Here is a 16,675-nt window from a genome sequence, read left to right as displayed (position 1 = left end):
ACCCGACCGCTGTCCTTACTCGCTTGCGGCAAGAAGTGCCCGAAGTCCTGCGGAGCGGGGTGTGAACAGAACCGCGGAGTCCTAGGGCCGTCAACGGAGACGGGGTGCTGGGTGGGAACACGGCAGGCCCGCAAGGCGGGCGGTATCGCGGCCAGAACGACGGTCACCGGGGCGGTGGCAGGCGCGGCGGCCGGGCTCCTGACCATGGTGGTGATCCTCTCCGCCCTGATGGTCGAGTATCAGGAAGGGGAGATCACGCTCATGGCCATCCCAGGGCTGTTCACGTTGGTGCTGGTGTCGCTGCTGCTGGGGGCGGTACTCGGGCTCCTGGTGGCGGGCACCGCGCTGGTGGCGCTCATCCCGCTGGCCGGGTGGGCGCGGCACACCGCGTGGCGGGCCAGGCTGCTGGTCGCGTGCGCCTGCGTGCTGAGCCTGGCCGGGTGGGAGGCGGTCTACGTGGTCTTCACCTCCAACGGCGAGCCGTCCTTCTGGACCAGCGTGATCCTGCTCGGGCCGCCGCTGCTCGCGGCGGCGGCGGCAGGCGTCTGGCGCGGCCCCGACCTACTCACCACAGCACCATGACGCCCTCCGCCGGAACGGGCCGGCACGGTCACGATCCGGTGCGGTAGCGCAGGTGGACCGTGCCGTTGTGGTAGCCGGAACCGGACGCCCTCGCGAGCGGAGGGATCCCCTCGCCCGCGAGGGCCGTGCCCCTAGAGCTTCTCCAGCGGCGCGTAGGCGAGCAGGAGCGTCTTCTCGCCGCCACCACCGAAGTCGATCTTCACCTTGGTCTTCTCGGCCACCCCGTCGACGGACACCACGGTGCCCAGGCCGAAGGCGTCGTGCGTGACGCGGTCGCCCGGCGCCAGCGACGGCAGCTGCTTGCCCCCCGCCTTCTTCGCCGGAGCCGGAGCCGCCTTGCGTGCCGTCGCCGCGCTCCACGCCGACTTCTCCGGGTCGGTACGCCACTCGATGAGCTTGGCGGGCACCTCGTTGACGAAGCGCGAGGCCGGGTTGAACGACGGCGAGCCCCACGAGCTGCGCACCGCCGCCCGGGTGATGTAGAGGCGCTGCTCGGCACGGGTGATGCCGACGTAGGCCAGGCGGCGCTCCTCCTCCAGCTCCTTCGGCTCGCCGAGCGAGCGGATGTGCGGGAAGACGCCGTCCTCCATCGCGGTGAGGAAGACGACGGGGAACTCCAGGCCCTTGGCGGTGTGGAGGGTCATGAGCGTCACCACGCCCTGCCCGCCGTCGCTCTCCGGGATCTGGTCGGCGTCGGCCACCAGCGAGACCTGCTCGAGGAACTCCACCAGGGTGCCCTCGGGGTTGGCCTCCTCGAACTCGGTGGCGACGGAGATCAGCTCGTTGAGGTTCTCCAGGCGCGACTCGTCCTGCGGGTCTTCGGAGGCCTCCAGCTCGGCGCGGTAGCCGGTGGCCGCCAGGATCTCCTCGGCCAGCGCCGAGGGCGGCATGCCCTCGGCCTTGCCGATGAGGTCCTCGACCAGCGCGACGAAGTCGCGGATCGCGTTGAGCGACCTGGTCGCCATGCCGTACGCCTCGTCGGCCCTGCGCAGCGCCTCCCAGAAGGAGATGCGCTCGCGCGAGGACAGCGCCTCGACCATCGCCTCCGCGCGGTCGCCGATGCCGCGCTTGGGCACGTTGAGGATGCGCCGTAGGGAGACCACGTCGTTGGGGTTGGCGACGACCCGCAGGTAGGCCAGCAGGTCCTTGACCTCCTTGCGCTCGTAGAAGCGCACGCCCCCGACCACCTTGTACGGCAGGCCGGTGCGGATGAAGATCTCCTCGAACACGCGGGAGGCGGCGTTGGTGCGGTAGAAGACCGCCACGTCACCGGGCCGCACGTCCTCCTCGTCGGAGAGCCGGTCGACCTCCTGGGCCACGAACATGGCCTCGTCGTGCTCGTTGTCGGCCACATATCCGACGATCTTGGGCCCGTCGCCCTGGTCGGACCACAGGTTCTTCGGCTTGCGCGACTCGTTGCGCGCGATGACCGCGTTGGCGGCGGCCAGGATGTTCTGGCTGGAGCGGTAGTTCTGCTCCAGCAGGATCGTGCGCGCGTCGGGGTAGTCGCGCTCGAACTCCAGGATGTTGCGGATCGTCGCGCCGCGGAAGGCGTAGATCGACTGGTCGGCGTCGCCGACGACGCACAGTTCGGACTGGTCGGCGCCCGAGCGCACGGGCTCGCCGTCGACGGTGGTCAGCTGCGGCCGCCCGACCAGCTCCCTGATGAGGATGTACTGGGCGTGGTTGGTGTCCTGGTACTCGTCGACGAGCACGTGCCGGAAGCGCATCCGGTAGTGCTCGGCCACCTCGGGGAAGAGCTGGAAGAGCACCACGGTGTTCATGATGATGTCGTCGAAGTCCATCGCGCCGGACTCGGTCAGCTTGAGCTGGTAGGCCTTGTAGGCCTCGGCCAGCACCTTCTCCAGGTGCGAGCCCGCCCTGTCGATGGCGCTCTCGTAGTCGATCAGCTCGTTCTTGAAGTTGCTGACCTGCGCGGAGAACGAGCGCGGCGGGTAGCGCTTGGGGTCGAGGTCCATCTCGCGGCAGACCATGGCCATGAGCCGCTGGGAGTCGGCCTGGTCGTAGATGGAGAAGCTGGACGGGTAGCCGAGCCGCTTGGCCTCCCTGCGCAGGATGCGCATGCAGGCGCTGTGGAAGGTCATCACCCACATGGCCTTGGAGCGCGGGCCGATCAGCTTGTCGATGCGCTCCTTCATCTCCCTGGCGGCCTTGTTGGTGAAGGTGATCGCCAGGATCTGGCCGGGGTGGACCTCGCGCTCGGCCAGGAGGTAGGCGATGCGATGGGTGAGCACCCGCGTCTTGCCTGACCCCGCCCCCGCGACGATGAGCAGGGGGCTGCCGTGATGGATCACGGCCTCGCGCTGCTGCGGGTTGAGGCCGTCGAGCAAGGGGTGGTCAACAGAGACTTGGGTGGGCACGGACCTAGGGTAAAGCGCCCCACCGACAAACGCGCCCAGGAATGCGCCGCCGTTCCGCTGGGTTGCCTGATTCGTCCCCCATTGAAGGAGTCAATATGGAGTTCGCCCGGGTCCTGGTGGTGACCGCGCATCCCGACGACGTCGACTTCGGCGCGGCGGGCACGATCGCGCAGTTCGTCGACAAGGGCGTCGAAGTGACCTACCTCCTCGTCACGGCAGGCGACGCGGGTGGTCACGAGCGCGAGACCGACGGCGAGGGCATGGCCGAGCTGCGCAGGGCCGAGCAGGCCGCGGCGGCCAAGGCGGTCGGCGTCACCGACGTACGTTTCCTGTCCGGTTACCGGGACGGCAGGGTCGAGCCCACCATCGAGCTGCGCCGCGATATCGCCGGGGTGATCCGTCAGGTGCGGCCCGACCTGGTGATCACGAGCACGCCCGAGCGCAACTACCAGTTCATCGGCCCCAGCCACCCCGACCACCGCGCGGTCGGCGCCGCCACGCTCGACGCCGTCTACCCCGACGCCCGCAACCCCTACGCCTACGAGGAGCTGGCCGGCCTCGAGCCCTGGACGGTCGGCGAGGTGTGGCTGATCGGCAGCATGACCCCCGACCACTGGGTGGACATCACCGAGACCATCGACCGCAAGCTCGCCGCGCTGGCCGCGCACGCCAGCCAGGTCGGGCACCGCGAGGGGTTCGAGGAGTTCGTCCGCGAGCGCTGGGCGGGCATCGCGGTGAAGGGCGGCCTGGGTGAGGGCCGCTACGCCGAGGCCTTCCAGGTGGTCCCCACCGCGTGACCCCAGGCTGCCCAGGAGCGGCCCGCGCCGCTCCCAGGTAGAAACCTGTCCATGGGACTCACGCTCACGCCCGCCCTCGCCGTCACGGTCGTCCTGCTGGCCGGGGGCGGTGCCGCCGTGGCCCGGCTGGGCGGGCTCGGCCACGCCCGCGCCGTCCTCACCGCGAGCCTGCGCGCCGCCCTCCAGCTGGGCGCCGTCTCCCTGGTGATCACCTGGGTGATCGGCGCCCCACCCGCCGTCGCCGGCTTCTTGCTCGTCATGTACGGCGTGGCCGCCGTCACCGCGGGCCGCAGGATCAGCAAGGAACGGCCGTGGCCCGCCGCCCTCCCCATCGCGGCCGGCACCCTGCCGGTCCTGGTCGCGCTGTTCGGCACCGGAGTGGCGCCCATGCGCGGCGTCACCGTCATCCCGATCGCGGGGATCCTGCTCGGCGGCTGCCTGACCGCCACCGCGCTGGCCGGCAGGCGCGCCCTCGACGAGCTGCGCCAGCGCAAGGGCGAGGTCGAGGCCGCGCTGTCGCTCGGTTTCCTCGACCGGGACGCCAACCTGGAGATCTGCCGCCCGGCCGCCGCCCAGGCGCTGATCCCCGCGCTCGACCAGACCAGGACGGTCGGCCTGGTCACGCTGCCCGGCGCGTTCGTGGGGATGCTGCTCGGCGGCGCGCGGCCGCTGGAGGCGGGCGTGGTTCAGCTCGTGGTGCTGGTCGCCCTGCTGGCCGCCGAGGCGGTCGCCGTGCTGGTCACGGTCGAGCTGGTGGCGCGGGGGCGATTCGGGCGAACAGATAGCCCAGCGAGTTAGTGGCCAGATGCAGCAGCGCGGGCGCCAGGAGCCCCCGGTGGCGGCGCAGCTCGCAGAACAGCACGCCCGCCGCCGCTGTGGAGACGACGCTGCCCACCACGACCCTGGCCATGTCGCCGTCGCCGGAGGTCAGCTCGCCGAGCGCCGGGTTGGCGCGGGCCATCTCCATCGAGGGCAGGATGTGCCACAGCCCGAACAGCGTGGACGAGACCGCCGTGGCCGTCACCGTGCCGTGGTCGCGGCGCAGCATGCCGTACAGGGCGCCCCTGAAGCCGACCTCCTCCAGCAGGACCGTGCCGACGGGCACCTGGAGCAGGACCGCCTCGACGACCTCGGCCGTCGACAGCGACAGCGCCCGCTCGTCGTGGAACAGCGCCCGCGTCCGCGGGACGGCGATGCCCGCGGTGTAGCCGGCGGCGACGGTGGCCGCCAGCGCGGCGCCCGCCCTGGCGCCGGGCATGCCGCGGGTGAAGCCGATCTCCTCCCACGACAGGCCCGACTTCCTGGCCATGGCCACCAGGGCGCCGGTGGCCAGCGCGGAGGTGAGGGGGGCGAGCCTGGGGGCGACGCGGTTGTTCATGACGTTGGCCGCGACGAGGACGGCGAGGGAACGAAGCAGCACCCCTGCAGGCTATGCGGTCCGCTGCCGCCATCCGGCGGGGAAGCGCAGCCGTCTGCGTTCGTCGGGGGTGAGCCCGCCCCAGATGCCCTCGGACTCGCCCGCGCGCACCGCGTAGGCCCTGCACTCGGCGAGCACCTGACAACCCGAGCAGACCGCCTTGGCCTGCGCCTCCTGCGCCGGCGACGGCGCGGGAGGGAAGAAGAGATCGGGGTCGCTGGTCCTGCAGGCACCCCGCCGCAACCAGCCGATCTCCTTGACGTTCCCCAGTGGCATGCGTTCACGCTAGACCGCCCGACCGGCGGCCGCATCACCCTTGAGGCGTACTTCCGCCTACGTCAGCAGGAACCCACGCCCTTGGTGTAGCCCGTCGTGAAGGCCTGCTGCCGCTGCTGCGCGGTGCCGTGGGCGTCGGGGCTGAACCAGTCGTCGTCGGGGTCGCCCGCCTCCTGCAGGTTGAGCATCAGCTCCTTGTCGTCGCCCGGCTCGGCGCTCAGCACGTCGGCCTTCACCAGCCCGGCCAGCGCCGCGCCCGCGTAGCAGTCCGCCTGCAGCTCGTACTGCACGTTGAGCTCGAACTCCGTGCCCAGCTGCGCCTGTACGGCATGGCCGATCTCGTGCGGGATGATCAGATAGGTGGAGCCGTCGCCGAGCTGCTTCCACAGCTGCTCCATCCAGTCCTTGTCGTAGGCGATGAAGTGGCCCTCGGGGCAGTAGAAGGCGTTGCCCGACGCGGCCGGCTCGCCGCCGCACGCTGGGCCCTTGTCGCCCCGGTAGGGGATGAACTCGGTGATCGGCCGGTAGACGCGGCCGATCGATCGAAACTGCGCGGCCCAGAACTGCTCGGTATAGGTCTGGGCGAGCTGAACGTCCTCCTCGAAGGTGTCGCCCTGGACGCCGGCGCTCGAGCTCGCGCCGGCGGTCGAACTCCCGCCGGCGCTGCCGCCGCACGAGGCGAGCAGCAGCATCAGGAGGGCGGCTGTCAGGAGACGCGCGGTCATACCTCCATCCTGCCTGGCAGGCTCGGGACACGCGCCGTTGGGGGCGGGCGCGGGCAACGGCGGGACAGGCGCCGGGGTTCCAGGGGTCCCAGGGTTCCGCGATGTCAGAGAGTCCACGCGTGGGCGGGCTCGTTGGCGTGCATGCGGTCGATGTACTCCAGCGTCATCCTGCGCAGCGCCTCCCGCCGCTCCCCGCCGAACGCCTGGACCGCCTCCACCTGCCAGGTCGCTCCCGTCCTGCCCAGCAGGCAGCGTCCCTCGATCACCCCGAGCAACCGCTCGGCGACCGGGGTGTCGACGCCCCACTGCGCGAGCCCCTCGGCCGCCATGGGCAGCAGCCTGCGCAGGATCAGCTCGGCCGCCGGGACGTCGCCGAGCCCCGGCCAGTACAGCCGGGCGTCGATGCCGTGCCTGGCCGCGCCGGCCAGGTTCTCCTCCGCCGTGGCGAACGACATCTGGCTCCACACGGGCCGCTCGGCGTTGGGCAGCACCCGCATGAGCCCGTAGTAGAAGGCCGCGTTGGCCGCGATGTCCAGGACCGAGGGGCCCGCCGGCAGGACGCGGTTCTCCACGCGCAGGTGCGGGGTGCCGTCGACGACGGCGTAGACGGGCCGGTTCCACCGGTAGATGGTGCCGTTGTGCAGGGTCAGCTCGTCGAGGGATGGGATGCGTCCCGCCGCCAGCTCCTCGTGCGGGTCCTCGTCGGAGCAGATCGGCAGCAGCGCGGGGAAGTAGCGGACGTTCTCCTCGAACAGGTCGAAGACGCTGGTGATCCATCGCTCGCCGAACCACACGCGGGGCCGTACCCCCTGGCTCTTGAGCTCGGTGGGACGGGTGTCGGTGGCCTGCTCGAACAGCGCGATCCTGGTCTCCCTGTGCAGCTCCTTGCCGAACAGGTAGGGCGAGTTGGCCGCGACGGCCACCTGCGGGCCCGCGATGGCCTGGGCGGCGTTCCAGTGGGCGGCGAACGCCTCGGGGCTGACCTGCAGGTGCAGCTGGACGCTGGTGCAGGCGGCCTCGGGGGTGATGCTGTCGGCGTAGGTGTCGAGCCGTTCGACGCCCTCGATGAACAGGTGCAGGTCCTCCCCCCTGGCGGCGAAGATCTGCTCGTTGAGCAGCTTGTAGCGCGGGTTGGCCGACAGGGTGCCCTCGTGGGTGTCCTCCTGGTGGAGGGTCGGCAGGATGCCGATCAGGACCAGGTGGCCGCCCTGGGTCCGGGCGTGTTCCTCGGCGTGGTTGAGCTTGGCGCGCACCGTCTCCTCGAGGCGGAGCGCGCCGTCGCCCTGGAGGCTCTGCGGCGCGATGTTGATCTCGACGTTGAACTGGCCGAGCTCGGTGGCCCAGTTGGGCTGGGCGATGGCCGCCAGGACCTGCGCGTTGCGCATCGCGGGCTCGCCGCGCTCGTCGACCAGGTTGAGTTCGATCTCCAGCCCGGCCTGGGGCCGGTCGAACTCGAAGCGCGACTCCCGCAGCATCTGGGCAAACGTGTCCAGATTTCTCCGCACTTTGTCACGGTAATTCCGTCGATCATCTCGACTGAACACGACGACTGGCACGTCTCTGCCCATATCCGCAATGTCGCATGAGACCCGGGCTCCTTCAAGGCTCGGACCCCTCGCGACCTCGGCGAAGTCGTCAACCGCCCTTACACGAGGCGCCTGGCGGTGGCCCAGCGCGACAGCTCGTGCCGGTTGGACAGCTGGAGCTTGCGGAGCACCGACGACACGTGGGTCTCCACGGTCTTGACGGAGATGAACAGCTCCTTGGCGATCTCCTTGTAGGCGTAGCCGCGCGCGATCAGCCGCAGGACCTCGCGCTCGCGCTGGGTGAGCGAGTCGAGCTCGGGATCGATGGAGGGCGCCTCCGTCGAGGCGAACGCGTCGAGCACGAACCCCGCCAGCCGGGGGGAGAACACCGCGTCGCCGTCCGCGACCCGGCGGATGGCGTCGGTCAGCTCGCGGCCGCTGATGTTCTTGGTGACGTAGCCGCGCGCCCCGCCCCTGATCACGCCGATCACGTCCTCGGCGGCGTCGGAGACCGACAGGGCGAGGAAGCGCACCTGCGAGCCCGCGCCGAGCACCCTGCGCAGCACCTCCTGGCCGCCGCCGCCCGGCATGTGCACGTCGAGCAGCACCACGTCGGGCTCCAGCGCGGCGACCGCCTTCACCGCCGACTCGACGTCCTCGGCCTCGCCCACGACCTGGATCGAGTCGCCCAACTCGGCCCGGACGCCGGAGCGGAACAGCCGATGGTCGTCGACGATCAGCACGCGAATCATTTCTCCACCTTCATGGTCAACATCACTTCCGTGCCCTCGCCGGGCTCGGTGCGCACCCTGGCGCTGCCGCCGTGGCGCTCCATTCTCCCGATGATGGACTCCCTGATCCCCATGCGATCCAGCGGCACCTCGTCCAGGTCGAAGCCCTTACCCCGATCTTTCACGAAAATTGTGACTTCTTCACCCTCTACCTCCGCATAAACGGAGATGACCGGGCTTTCAGAATATTTCGCCGCGTTGACCATGGCCTGCCTCGACGCCTTGAGCATCGCGGCCAGCCTGCCGCCCGAGTCGAGATCGACGTCGCCGACGCAGACGACCTCGATCGGCACGCCGTGGGCGTCCTCCTCCTCCGCCGCGATCCGCCGTACGGCGGCGGCGAGCGTGGCGTCGGCGTCCTGGGCCGGCTGGTACAGCCAGTTGCGCAGGTCGCGCTCCTGCGCCCGCGCCAGCCTGGTGACCTCGCGCGGATCGTGCGACACGCGCTGGATCAGGGTGAGGGTGTGCAGCACCGAGTCGTGCACCATCGCGGCGACCTCGGCGCGCTCCTCCTGCCTGATCCGCTCGCGCCGTTCGAGCTGCAGTTCCTTCCACAGGCCGGCCAGCCACGGCGCGGCGATGACCGCGAGACCGCCGACGACGACGGCCGTGTAGAGCAGTCCGGGCCTGGCGGCGTCCAGTTCCCCCTCGAGGAAGAGGAAGCCGATCGCGCCGGCGACCACCAGGATCACGCCGAGCAGCGTGCGCACCCGGTTCTGGCGCATGCCCTTGGTGGCCCCGCTGACCCAGCTCTGGCGCCGCTCGGGATCGGCCTGCTGCCACAGGATGAGCGCCCCGATGCCGCCCACCGCGAACGGCACCATGCCGAGCCCGCCCTTGGACGCGCCGGTGAGCCACCCGAACGCGAACAGCGCCACGCCGATCGCGGTGAAGGCGGCCAGCTGGCTCCAGTCGCGCGGGGGCACCGCGCCCTCGTGCTGCCTGCGCGGCGTGATCATCCACAGGACGGCGTAGGCGACGACGCCCACCCCGTCCACGACGCTGAGCAGCACGAAGCTCAGCCTGATCACGATGGGGTCCAGCTTGAGCTGGGTGGCCAGCGCCTGGGCCACGCCGCCCACGAGCCGGCCCTCCAACGGACGGATCAGGCGGGGAAAGGGCGCGTCGTCCGTCTCGCGCAGAGTCTGTTGGTCAGCCATAACACCGCAATAGTCACACGTCGCGGCCTCGCGGGCATCAGGGAAGAGCCCTGGTTCGTCTTCTCGGGGTCGCCTCAGGGGAGTCCCGGATGCGGGCCGGCACCCGGCACGCCACCATGGTGTCATGACCGAAGCGCCGCCCATCGACCAGGCAGCCCCGCCTCGCGTGCTCAAGAGGAGCGACGAGGGCAGGATGCTCACCGGCGTCTGCGCGGGCCTCGGCCGTTACACGCGGATCGACCCGGTGGTCTTCCGCGTCGGTTTCCCCATGCTGGTGCTGGGTTCCGGCATCGGCCTGTTCCTGTACGTCGCCGCCTTCCTGCTCATGAAGGAGAGCAACGGCCGTCCCGGCTACGTCGAGCAGTGGACCAGGCGCGACTTCGACGCCGAGACCGTGTTCGCGCTGCTGACCGGGATCGCGGGGTTCGGCCTCATCGTCAACCTGGCCACGGTGTGGCTGGGCACCGGCACGCTGGTGGTCGCCACGCTGATGGCGATCACGCTGCTGACCGCGCACGCCAGGGGAATGGACCTGCCGGCTCTGGCGCGGTCGCTGCCGGAGCGGCTCAACCGCAGGACCGAGCCGCTCGCCCCGGAGGACATCGGCCACGGCCCTGCGCCGACCGGCCTGCGCAGGGAGCCGGCGCCGGTCAGGCGCGAGGCCCCGCCGACGACGTCGTTCGCGACGGCGGCCTTCCGCACGCCCCCGGCGCCCGGCACGCAGGCCCCGGTCACCCCGCCGGCCGGCGACGCGCCACAGCCTCAGGAGGTCCGGCACGCCGAACCGGTCCGGCCCGCCGACGAGGACCAGCACACTCAGCAGATCCAGGGCGCCCAGGACATCCAGGAGGCCCAGGACATCCAGGAGGCCCAGGACATCCAGGAGACCCAGGACGTCCGGGAGACCCCGGATGTCCAGGAGACCCGGGAGGACCGGGACAGCGGGGAGGGGGCGGACCTGCGGGGTCCGGCGCCCGAAGAGGGGCACCGGCCCGGCGCCGATCGACCCGCCGCCCCTGAGCCGCAGCCGACCGTCGAGATCCACCAGCCGCCGGCGTGGCAGGCGAGCCGCGAGGCGGAGCGGCCGGCGCCGACCCGGGTCAACGAGATCCCCGGGGCGGAGCCGTACGGGCCGCCCATGCCGCCGCGCCGCCAGGCGCCCCCGCCGCGGCAGCCCGCCTACTCCTACGGCGAGCCGTTCGCGCCGCACGGTCCCTTCCAGCCGCTGGACCCCCGCAGGCGCGCCGGCTACTCGCCCTACGACCTGAGCCGGTACGGCCCGCAGGTCGACACCCCGCGCCCCAGGCGACGCAGGTCGTTCACCGGCGTGATCACCGTCCTGCTGGCATTGATCGTTGGAGGGATCGTCGTGGCGGCCCAAGCCACCTCAGGATCCACCGCCCCCAGCCTCACCGCCGTGGGCGGCGCCATGCTCATCACCATCGGCGCGGGCCTGCTGGTGGCCACCTGGCTCGGCCGCGGGGCCGGGCTCATCGCGCTCGGCACCGTGCTGACGCTCATCATCAGCGTGAGCCTGATGCTCGGCAACCTGCCCGGGAAGATCGGCACGTCCACCTGGACGCCGACGACGATGGCCGAGGTCCGGCGCACCTACGAGGTGGGCATCGGCGACGGCACGCTGGACCTGTCGGAGCTGAAGCTCTCACCTGGCGCGAAGGTGACGTTCAACGCCAAGCTGGCCGTCGGCGAGCTCGTCGTGATCGTCCCGCCGACGGCGCGGGTCGAGGTGCACGCCACCTCGAGGGTGGGCGACGTCAAGGTCGGCCCGTCGTTCGAGGGCGGCACGGACGTGGAGGTCGACAGGGTGCTCGAGCCCGAGACCCCGCCGAAGGGCGAGCCGCCCACCATCGTGCTGAACCTCAAGGGCGGCCTGGGTGACATGGAGGTGCGCGTTGCGGCGTGACCCGTACCTTCCGCAGCCCTCCCGGCAGCCGCTGCTGCACCGCACCGACTGGATGGCTCTGCTCAGCGGCATCCTGTTCGTGGTCCTCGGCATCCTGCTGGTGACGGGCGTCATCAGAGACTTCGTCCTGCTGCTGGCGCTGCTGTTCGGCTGCCTGGGGCTGGCCGGTGTCGTCGCCGTCGTCGCGCGGTCGGTGCGCCGCACTTGACCTGGCGTTAGTTAGGCGTACGTTCCATTTATCGATGAGAAACGCCCCCCGGACCGCCGCCTCGCTCCGAGCGGGCGCATCACCGCGGCGGCCCGGCACGCGCCTTTCTCGCCGACCTCAGGAATCGAGGGAGGACGTATGCCTCGCATCTCCGTCACCGTCGACGGGATCCGCTACGAGGAGGACGTGGAGCCGCGGCTCCTCCTCGTGCACCTGCTCCGAGATCGTCTGGGAAAGACCGGGACTCCCGTCGGCTGCGACACCAGCAACTGCGGCGCCTGCACCGTCATGCTCGACGGCAAGAGCGCGAAGAGCTGCTCCGTGCTCGCCGTACAGGCGGACGGCGCGGAGGTCGTCACCATCGAGGGCCTGGCGTCCGACGGCACCATGCACCCGATGCAGCAGGCCTTCCACGAGGAGCACGCGCTGCAGTGCGGCTACTGCACGCCCGGCATGGTCATGGCCGCGATCGACCTGGTCAACCACAACCCGGACCCGTCGGAGGAGGCCATCAGGGAGGGTCTCGAGGGCAACCTCTGCCGGTGCACCGGCTACTGCAACATCGTCAGAGCGGTACGGCGAGGGGCGGCGGTGAGGACGCCATGACCGAAGAACTCGACGCCGGCCTGGTGGCCGAGCAGGTGGCCGAGAGCGGCCAGCTGTCCGAACCGGCCGACGGCCGGGAGGTCGGCAGGGCGCGCAGGCGCAAGGAGGACGCCCGCCTGCTGACCGGACGCACCCAGTGGACCGACAACATCCAGCTGCCCGGCATGCTGTACGTCGCCTTCAAGCGCAGCCCCATGGCGCATGCCAGGATCACCGGCGTGGACGTCTCGGCCGCGAAGGACATGCCGGGCGTGGTGGCCGTCTTCAGCGGTCAGGACTTCGCCGGCGAGCAGGGCAGCCTGCCGTGCGCGTGGCCGGTGAGCGAGGACGTCGTCATCCCCGACCACCCGCCGATGGCGGTGGAGACGGTGCGCTACCCGGGCGAGGCCGTCGCCTGCGTGGTGGCCACCGACCGTTACCTGGCGGCCGACGCGCTGGACGCCATCGATGTCGACTACGAGCCGCTGCCGGCCGTCATGGACATGAGGCAGGCGCTCACCGACGCGGGCCCGAAGGTCCACGAGGCCGGGAACAAGGCCTTCACCTGGACGTTCGCCCAGGGCGACATGGAGGCGGCGCTCAGGGACGCGCCCGTGCTCGTCGAGCGCACCTACGTCCAGCAGCGCCTCATCCCGTCGGCGATGGAGCCGCGCGCGGTGGTGGCGACCACCGACGGCGACGGCTTCACGCTGTGGACCGCGACGCAGGTCCCGCACGTGCTGCGGGTGATGCTGGCGCTCACGACGGGCGTGCCCGAGCACAAGCTGCGCGTCATCGCGCCCGACGTGGGCGGCGGGTTCGGCTCCAAGCTGCAGGTCACCGCGGAGGAGGTGCTCTGCCTGCTGCTCACCAGGAAGCTCGGCAAGCCGGTCAAGTGGACCGAGTCGCGCTCCGAGGGCAACCTGACCGTGCACCACGGCCGCGACCAGATCCAGCACGTCACGCTGGCCGCCGAGTCAGACGGCAGGATCAGGGGGGTGAAGGTCGAGCTGCTCGCCGACATGGGGGCCTACCTCATGCTGGTCACGCCCGGCGTGCCGCTGCTCGGGGCCTTCATGTACAACGGCATCTACAAGATGGACGCCTACAGCTTCGACTGCACGGGTGTCTTCACCACCAAGATGCCGACCGACGCCTACCGCGGCGCGGGCCGTCCCGAGGCCACCTACGCCATCGAGCGGGTCATGGACGAGCTGGCCGCCGAGCTCGGCCTCGACCCCATCGAGGTGCGCAGGCGCAACTGGATCAGGCACGAGGAGTTCCCGTACACCACGATCGCGGGGCTCACCTACGACTCGGGCAACTACGAGGCGGCCACCGAGAAGGCGCTGGCCCTGTTCGGCTACGACAAGCTGCGCGCCGAGCAGGCCGACAGGCGCGACAGGGGCGACCCCGTCCAGCTCGGCATCGGCGTCAGCACCTACACCGAGATGTGCGGCCTGGCGCCCAGCAGGGTGCTCGGCTCGCTCAGCTACGGCGCGGGCGGCTGGGAGCACGGTTCGGTGCGCATGCTGCCCACCGGCAAGGTCGAGGTCGTCACCGGCACCTCGCCGCACGGCCAGGGCCACGAGACCGCGTGGAGCCAGATCGTGGCCGACTCGCTGGGCGTGCCGTTCGAGGACGTCGCGGTCATGCACGGCGACACCGCGATCTCGCACAAGGGCATGGACACCTACGGCTCGCGCTCGCTCGTGGTGGGCGGCATGGCCGTCCTGAAGGCCTGCGAGAAGGTCAAGGAGAAGGCCCGCCGGCTGGCCGCGCACGCGCTGGAGTGCTCCCCCGACGACCTCGAGTTCACCCGCGGCGCCTTCACGGTGAAGGGCACCACGTCGAGCAAGACGATCCAGGAGCTGGCGCTGGCCGCCTTCGCCGCTCACGACCTGCCCGACGGCGTGGAGCCCCGGCTCGACGCCGACGCCACGTTCGACCCGGAGAACTTCTCCTTCCCGCACGGCACGCACCTGTGCGCGGTCGAGGTCGACACCGAGACCGGCCTGACGAAGATCCGTAAGTACGTGGCGGTCGACGACGTCGGACACGTGGTCAACCCGCTGATCGTCGAGGGTCAGGTCCACGGCGGCCTCGCCCAGGGCATCGCGCAGGCGCTGTTCGAGGAGGCCGTCCACGACGCCGACGGCAACCTGTTGACCGCGACCATGGCCGACTACCTGGTGCCGTCGGCCGCCGACCTGCCCGACTTCGTCACCGACAGGACCGAGACGCCCGCGACGTCCAACCCGCTCGGCGTCAAGGGGGTCGGCGAGGCGGGCACGATCGCCTCGACTCCGGCCGTCGTCAACGCCGTCGTCGACGCCCTGCGGCCGCGAGGCGTCCACGACATCCAGATGCCATGCACGCCCGAACGGATCTGGAGGGCCATCCGATGATTCCGGCCCAGTTCGACTATCTGCGCCCCACCTCCCTCCGGGAGGCGAGCGAGGCGCTGGCCGCCGACGAGGACGCGAAGGTCCTCGCCGGGGGGCAGTCGCTGCTGCCGCTGCTGCGCCTGCGGCTGTCGTACCCGTCGCTGCTGGTGGACGTCAGCAGGATCGAGGAGCTGGCCGGCATCCGCGACGAGGGCGAGCACGTCTTCATCGGCGCGACGGCCACGCACGACGAGGTGATGCGCTCGGCCGTGGTCACCTCCGGCTGCCCGCTGGTGGCCATGGCCGTCGCCACCGTCGCCGATCCCGCGGTACGGCACCGCGGCACCTTCGGCGGTTCCCTGGCCCACGCCGACCCGGCGGGCGACCTGCCCGCGGTGGCGCTCGCGCTGGAGTGCGTGCTGGTCACCTCGTCGAGGGAGATCCCCGCCGCGGACTTCTTCCTCGACTACCTGGAGACGGCGCTCGAGCCAGGGGAGATCCTGGTGGGTGTCAGGGTGCCCAAGCTGGGGCCGGGGTGGGGCTTCCACTACGAGAAGTTCCACCGTACGGCGCAGGCCTGGGCGATCGTCGGCGTGGCGGCGGCGGTCCGCAGGTCCAACGGCTCGATCCAGGAGGCGCGGATCGGGCTCACCAACATGGGGCCGACTCCGCTGCGCGCCGGCGCGACGGAGGCGGCGCTGCGGGGGGCCGAGCTCGGCGACGCGGTCGCGCAGGCGTGCGCGGCGGCGGCGGAGGGCACCTCCCCCACGGCCGACCTGCACGCCCAGCCCGACTACCGGCGGCACCTGGCCCAGGTGCTGACGCGGCGGGCGGTGCTGGCGGCGACCGGCGCCCCCTGACCCACCGGTTCCTGAGGGCACCCCGTGCCACCGGTTTCGAGGGCGCCGCGAGCCACCGGTTCCTGAGGGCACCTCGATACGCCGGGGTGTCCTCGGGGCGGGCCGTTCCGGGGGACGGCCGGGCGCGGGCCGCCGGAGTGCCTGATCGCCGCCGCCGAGGGCAGATGCGTCCTGCGAGGAACCGGCGCGTGCGGTCCTGCGGAGCAGGCGGTCCTGCCGATTCCCTCGTACGGGTCCGGAGGGTAGCCGTCGAAGGGCGCGGGGGACGAGGCTGAGAGAGCGTGAGCAGACAGGTGGAAGGAGCGGATCGATGGCGATGCGGTTCGAGCACGAGTTCACGGTTCCTGTCCCGATCGAGCAGGCCTGGGCGGCGCTGCTCGACGTCGAGCGCGTGGCGCCGTGCCTGCCGGGGGCGACGCTCGACACCGTCGAGGGGGAGGAGTTCACCGGCCGGATGAAGGTGAAGGTGGGCCCGATCACCGTCACCTACCGGGGCGGCGCCAGGTTCGAGGACGTCGACAAGGACGCCTACGCCCTCACGCTCGGCGCCTCCGGCAAGGAGGCGCGCGGTTCGGGCACCGCCAGCGCCACGGTCACCGCCCGGCTGACCCCGTCGGACGGCGCCACCACGGTGAAGGTCGAGACCTCGTTCAACGTCACGGGACGGCCCGCGCAGTTCGGCAGGGGCGTCATGGCGGAGGTGGGCGCCAAGATCATCGACACGTTCGCGGCGAACCTGGCCGAGCTGCTGGGCGAGCCCGCCGCCGAGGAGCGCCATCTGGCGGCGGTCCCGGAGATCGAGGAGGAAGAGCAGGACATCCGGCCGAGCGGCACGCTGCGCACCTCGCGCACACCCGACGAGGAGGCGCTCGACCTGCTGGAGATCGCCGGAGCGCCGCTGCTCAAGAGAATCGCGCCCATTGTCGGGGCAATTGTCGGAATAGCCCTAGTTGTGTGGCTAATCCGGCGAATTGTCCGGTAAAAAGGCCATCAAGTCACGACACTTGGGCAATTGCAGGGGAATGTCTTTTTCGAGCCTCAGGACTCGGGGGAGAA

Annotated in this window: 16 protein-coding genes; 9 read left to right on the top strand and 7 right to left on the bottom strand. The window is 71.1% G+C overall.

The window, feature by feature from the left end:
• Nucleotides 1-111 precede the first annotated feature (111 nt).
• On the top strand, nucleotides 112-582 hold the full coding sequence (locus ACWDLG_RS14915) for a hypothetical protein (RefSeq protein ID WP_449919981.1): 471 nt from the start codon (nucleotides 112-114) through the stop codon (nucleotides 580-582).
• Nucleotides 583-713: 131 nt separating this feature from the next.
• Here ACWDLG_RS14915 and pcrA read toward each other — a convergent pair whose 3' ends face one another.
• Nucleotides 714-2,963: a DNA helicase PcrA gene (pcrA, locus tag ACWDLG_RS14910; RefSeq protein ID WP_449919978.1), complete on the bottom strand. Its 2,250-nt coding sequence runs from the start codon at nucleotides 2,961-2,963 to the stop codon at nucleotides 714-716.
• Nucleotides 2,964-3,058: 95 nt separating this feature from the next.
• On the opposite strand from pcrA, the gene ACWDLG_RS14905 reads away from it, so the two are divergent.
• Both ACWDLG_RS14905 and ACWDLG_RS14900 read left to right on the top strand, forming a co-directional pair.
• Nucleotides 3,059-3,760: a PIG-L deacetylase family protein gene (locus ACWDLG_RS14905; protein ID WP_449919976.1), complete on the top strand. Its 702-nt coding sequence runs from the start codon at nucleotides 3,059-3,061 to the stop codon at nucleotides 3,758-3,760.
• Between the two features lie 51 nt (nucleotides 3,761-3,811).
• Complete coding sequence (locus tag ACWDLG_RS14900) at nucleotides 3,812-4,558, top strand: ABC transporter permease (RefSeq protein ID WP_449919973.1); 747 nt, start codon at nucleotides 3,812-3,814, stop codon at nucleotides 4,556-4,558.
• Here ACWDLG_RS14900 and ACWDLG_RS14895 read toward each other — a convergent pair.
• The 6 genes from ACWDLG_RS14895 to ACWDLG_RS14870 form a co-directional block, all read right to left on the bottom strand.
• Nucleotides 4,500-5,180 carry a CPBP family intramembrane glutamic endopeptidase gene (locus ACWDLG_RS14895; protein ID WP_449919972.1) on the bottom strand — a complete coding sequence of 227 codons (681 nt, stop codon included), beginning with the start codon at nucleotides 5,178-5,180 and terminating at the stop codon, nucleotides 4,500-4,502. The two genes, ACWDLG_RS14900 and ACWDLG_RS14895, sit on opposite strands and share 59 nt — an antisense overlap.
• Before the next feature lie 9 nt (nucleotides 5,181-5,189).
• On the bottom strand, nucleotides 5,190-5,453 hold the full coding sequence (locus ACWDLG_RS14890; RefSeq protein WP_354906309.1) for a WhiB family transcriptional regulator: 264 nt from the start codon (nucleotides 5,451-5,453) through the stop codon (nucleotides 5,190-5,192).
• Nucleotides 5,454-5,515: 62 nt separating this feature from the next.
• On the bottom strand, nucleotides 5,516-6,178 hold the full coding sequence (locus ACWDLG_RS14885; protein WP_449919969.1) for a neutral zinc metallopeptidase: 663 nt from the start codon (nucleotides 6,176-6,178) through the stop codon (nucleotides 5,516-5,518).
• A 104-nt stretch (nucleotides 6,179-6,282) separates the two neighbouring features.
• Nucleotides 6,283-7,683 (bottom strand): glutamate--cysteine ligase, encoded by a 1,401-nt coding sequence (locus tag ACWDLG_RS14880; RefSeq protein WP_354906312.1) that lies wholly within the window; start codon nucleotides 7,681-7,683, stop codon nucleotides 6,283-6,285.
• 140 nt (nucleotides 7,684-7,823) lie between these two features.
• Nucleotides 7,824-8,456, bottom strand: coding sequence for a response regulator transcription factor (locus tag ACWDLG_RS14875; RefSeq protein ID WP_354906314.1), 633 nt, complete (start codon nucleotides 8,454-8,456; stop codon nucleotides 7,824-7,826).
• Nucleotides 8,453-9,655 (bottom strand): ATP-binding protein, encoded by a 1,203-nt coding sequence (locus ACWDLG_RS14870; RefSeq protein ID WP_449919966.1) that lies wholly within the window; start codon nucleotides 9,653-9,655, stop codon nucleotides 8,453-8,455. The genes ACWDLG_RS14875 and ACWDLG_RS14870 overlap by 4 nt, the downstream gene beginning before the upstream one ends.
• Before the next feature lie 124 nt (nucleotides 9,656-9,779).
• Here ACWDLG_RS14870 and ACWDLG_RS14865 point away from each other — a divergent pair, with 124 nt between their 5' ends.
• From ACWDLG_RS14865 to ACWDLG_RS14840, 6 genes are all read left to right on the top strand, one after another.
• Entirely contained in the window at nucleotides 9,780-11,579 is a 1,800-nt protein-coding gene (locus tag ACWDLG_RS14865; RefSeq protein WP_449919963.1) for a PspC domain-containing protein, read from the top strand.
• Complete coding sequence (locus ACWDLG_RS14860; RefSeq protein WP_449919960.1) at nucleotides 11,569-11,787, top strand: hypothetical protein; 219 nt, start codon at nucleotides 11,569-11,571, stop codon at nucleotides 11,785-11,787. The genes ACWDLG_RS14865 and ACWDLG_RS14860 overlap by 11 nt, the downstream gene beginning before the upstream one ends.
• Nucleotides 11,788-11,925: 138 nt before the next feature.
• On the top strand, nucleotides 11,926-12,393 hold the full coding sequence (locus ACWDLG_RS14855; protein ID WP_354906321.1) for a (2Fe-2S)-binding protein: 468 nt from the start codon (nucleotides 11,926-11,928) through the stop codon (nucleotides 12,391-12,393).
• The gene (locus ACWDLG_RS14850) at nucleotides 12,390-14,780 is read left to right on the top strand and encodes a xanthine dehydrogenase family protein molybdopterin-binding subunit (RefSeq protein WP_449919958.1); all 2,391 of its coding nucleotides are present in this window, start codon (nucleotides 12,390-12,392) and stop codon (nucleotides 14,778-14,780) included. Before ACWDLG_RS14855 ends, ACWDLG_RS14850 begins: the two co-directional genes overlap by 4 nt.
• Nucleotides 14,777-15,619 carry an FAD binding domain-containing protein gene (locus ACWDLG_RS14845; RefSeq protein ID WP_449919956.1) on the top strand — a complete coding sequence of 281 codons (843 nt, stop codon included), beginning with the start codon at nucleotides 14,777-14,779 and terminating at the stop codon, nucleotides 15,617-15,619. Before ACWDLG_RS14850 ends, ACWDLG_RS14845 begins: the two co-directional genes overlap by 4 nt.
• A 310-nt stretch (nucleotides 15,620-15,929) precedes the next feature.
• A complete protein-coding gene (locus ACWDLG_RS14840; RefSeq protein WP_449919954.1) occupies nucleotides 15,930-16,601 on the top strand; it encodes an SRPBCC family protein in 672 nt (223 codons plus the stop codon).
• Nucleotides 16,602-16,675: the final 74 nt, after the last annotated feature.

It is taken from the genome of Nonomuraea sp. NPDC003727 (assembly GCF_053586935.1).
This window is presented reverse-complemented; position numbering and strand designations above follow the sequence as displayed.

Bases quoted from the DNA above. Each gene is read 5' to 3' on its own strand.
- ACWDLG_RS14905 (WP_449919976.1), top strand. From the start codon at position 3,059: ATGGAGTTCGCCCGGGTCCTGGTGGTGACCGCGCATCCCGACGACGTC.
- ACWDLG_RS14900 (WP_449919973.1), top strand. From the start codon at position 3,812: ATGGGACTCACGCTCACGCCCGCCCTCGCCGTCACGGTCGTCCTGCTG.
- ACWDLG_RS14890 (WP_354906309.1), bottom strand. From the start codon at position 5,453: ATGCCACTGGGGAACGTCAAGGAGATCGGCTGGTTGCGGCGGGGTGCC.
- ACWDLG_RS14885 (WP_449919969.1), bottom strand. From the start codon at position 6,178: ATGACCGCGCGTCTCCTGACAGCCGCCCTCCTGATGCTGCTGCTCGCC.
- ACWDLG_RS14875 (WP_354906314.1), bottom strand. From the start codon at position 8,456: ATGATTCGCGTGCTGATCGTCGACGACCATCGGCTGTTCCGCTCCGGC.
- ACWDLG_RS14870 (WP_449919966.1), bottom strand. From the start codon at position 9,655: ATGGCTGACCAACAGACTCTGCGCGAGACGGACGACGCGCCCTTTCCC.
- ACWDLG_RS14865 (WP_449919963.1), top strand. From the start codon at position 9,780: ATGACCGAAGCGCCGCCCATCGACCAGGCAGCCCCGCCTCGCGTGCTC.
- ACWDLG_RS14855 (WP_354906321.1), top strand. From the start codon at position 11,926: ATGCCTCGCATCTCCGTCACCGTCGACGGGATCCGCTACGAGGAGGAC.
- ACWDLG_RS14850 (WP_449919958.1), top strand. From the start codon at position 12,390: ATGACCGAAGAACTCGACGCCGGCCTGGTGGCCGAGCAGGTGGCCGAG.
- ACWDLG_RS14845 (WP_449919956.1), top strand. From the start codon at position 14,777: ATGATTCCGGCCCAGTTCGACTATCTGCGCCCCACCTCCCTCCGGGAG.
- ACWDLG_RS14840 (WP_449919954.1), top strand. From the start codon at position 15,930: ATGGCGATGCGGTTCGAGCACGAGTTCACGGTTCCTGTCCCGATCGAG.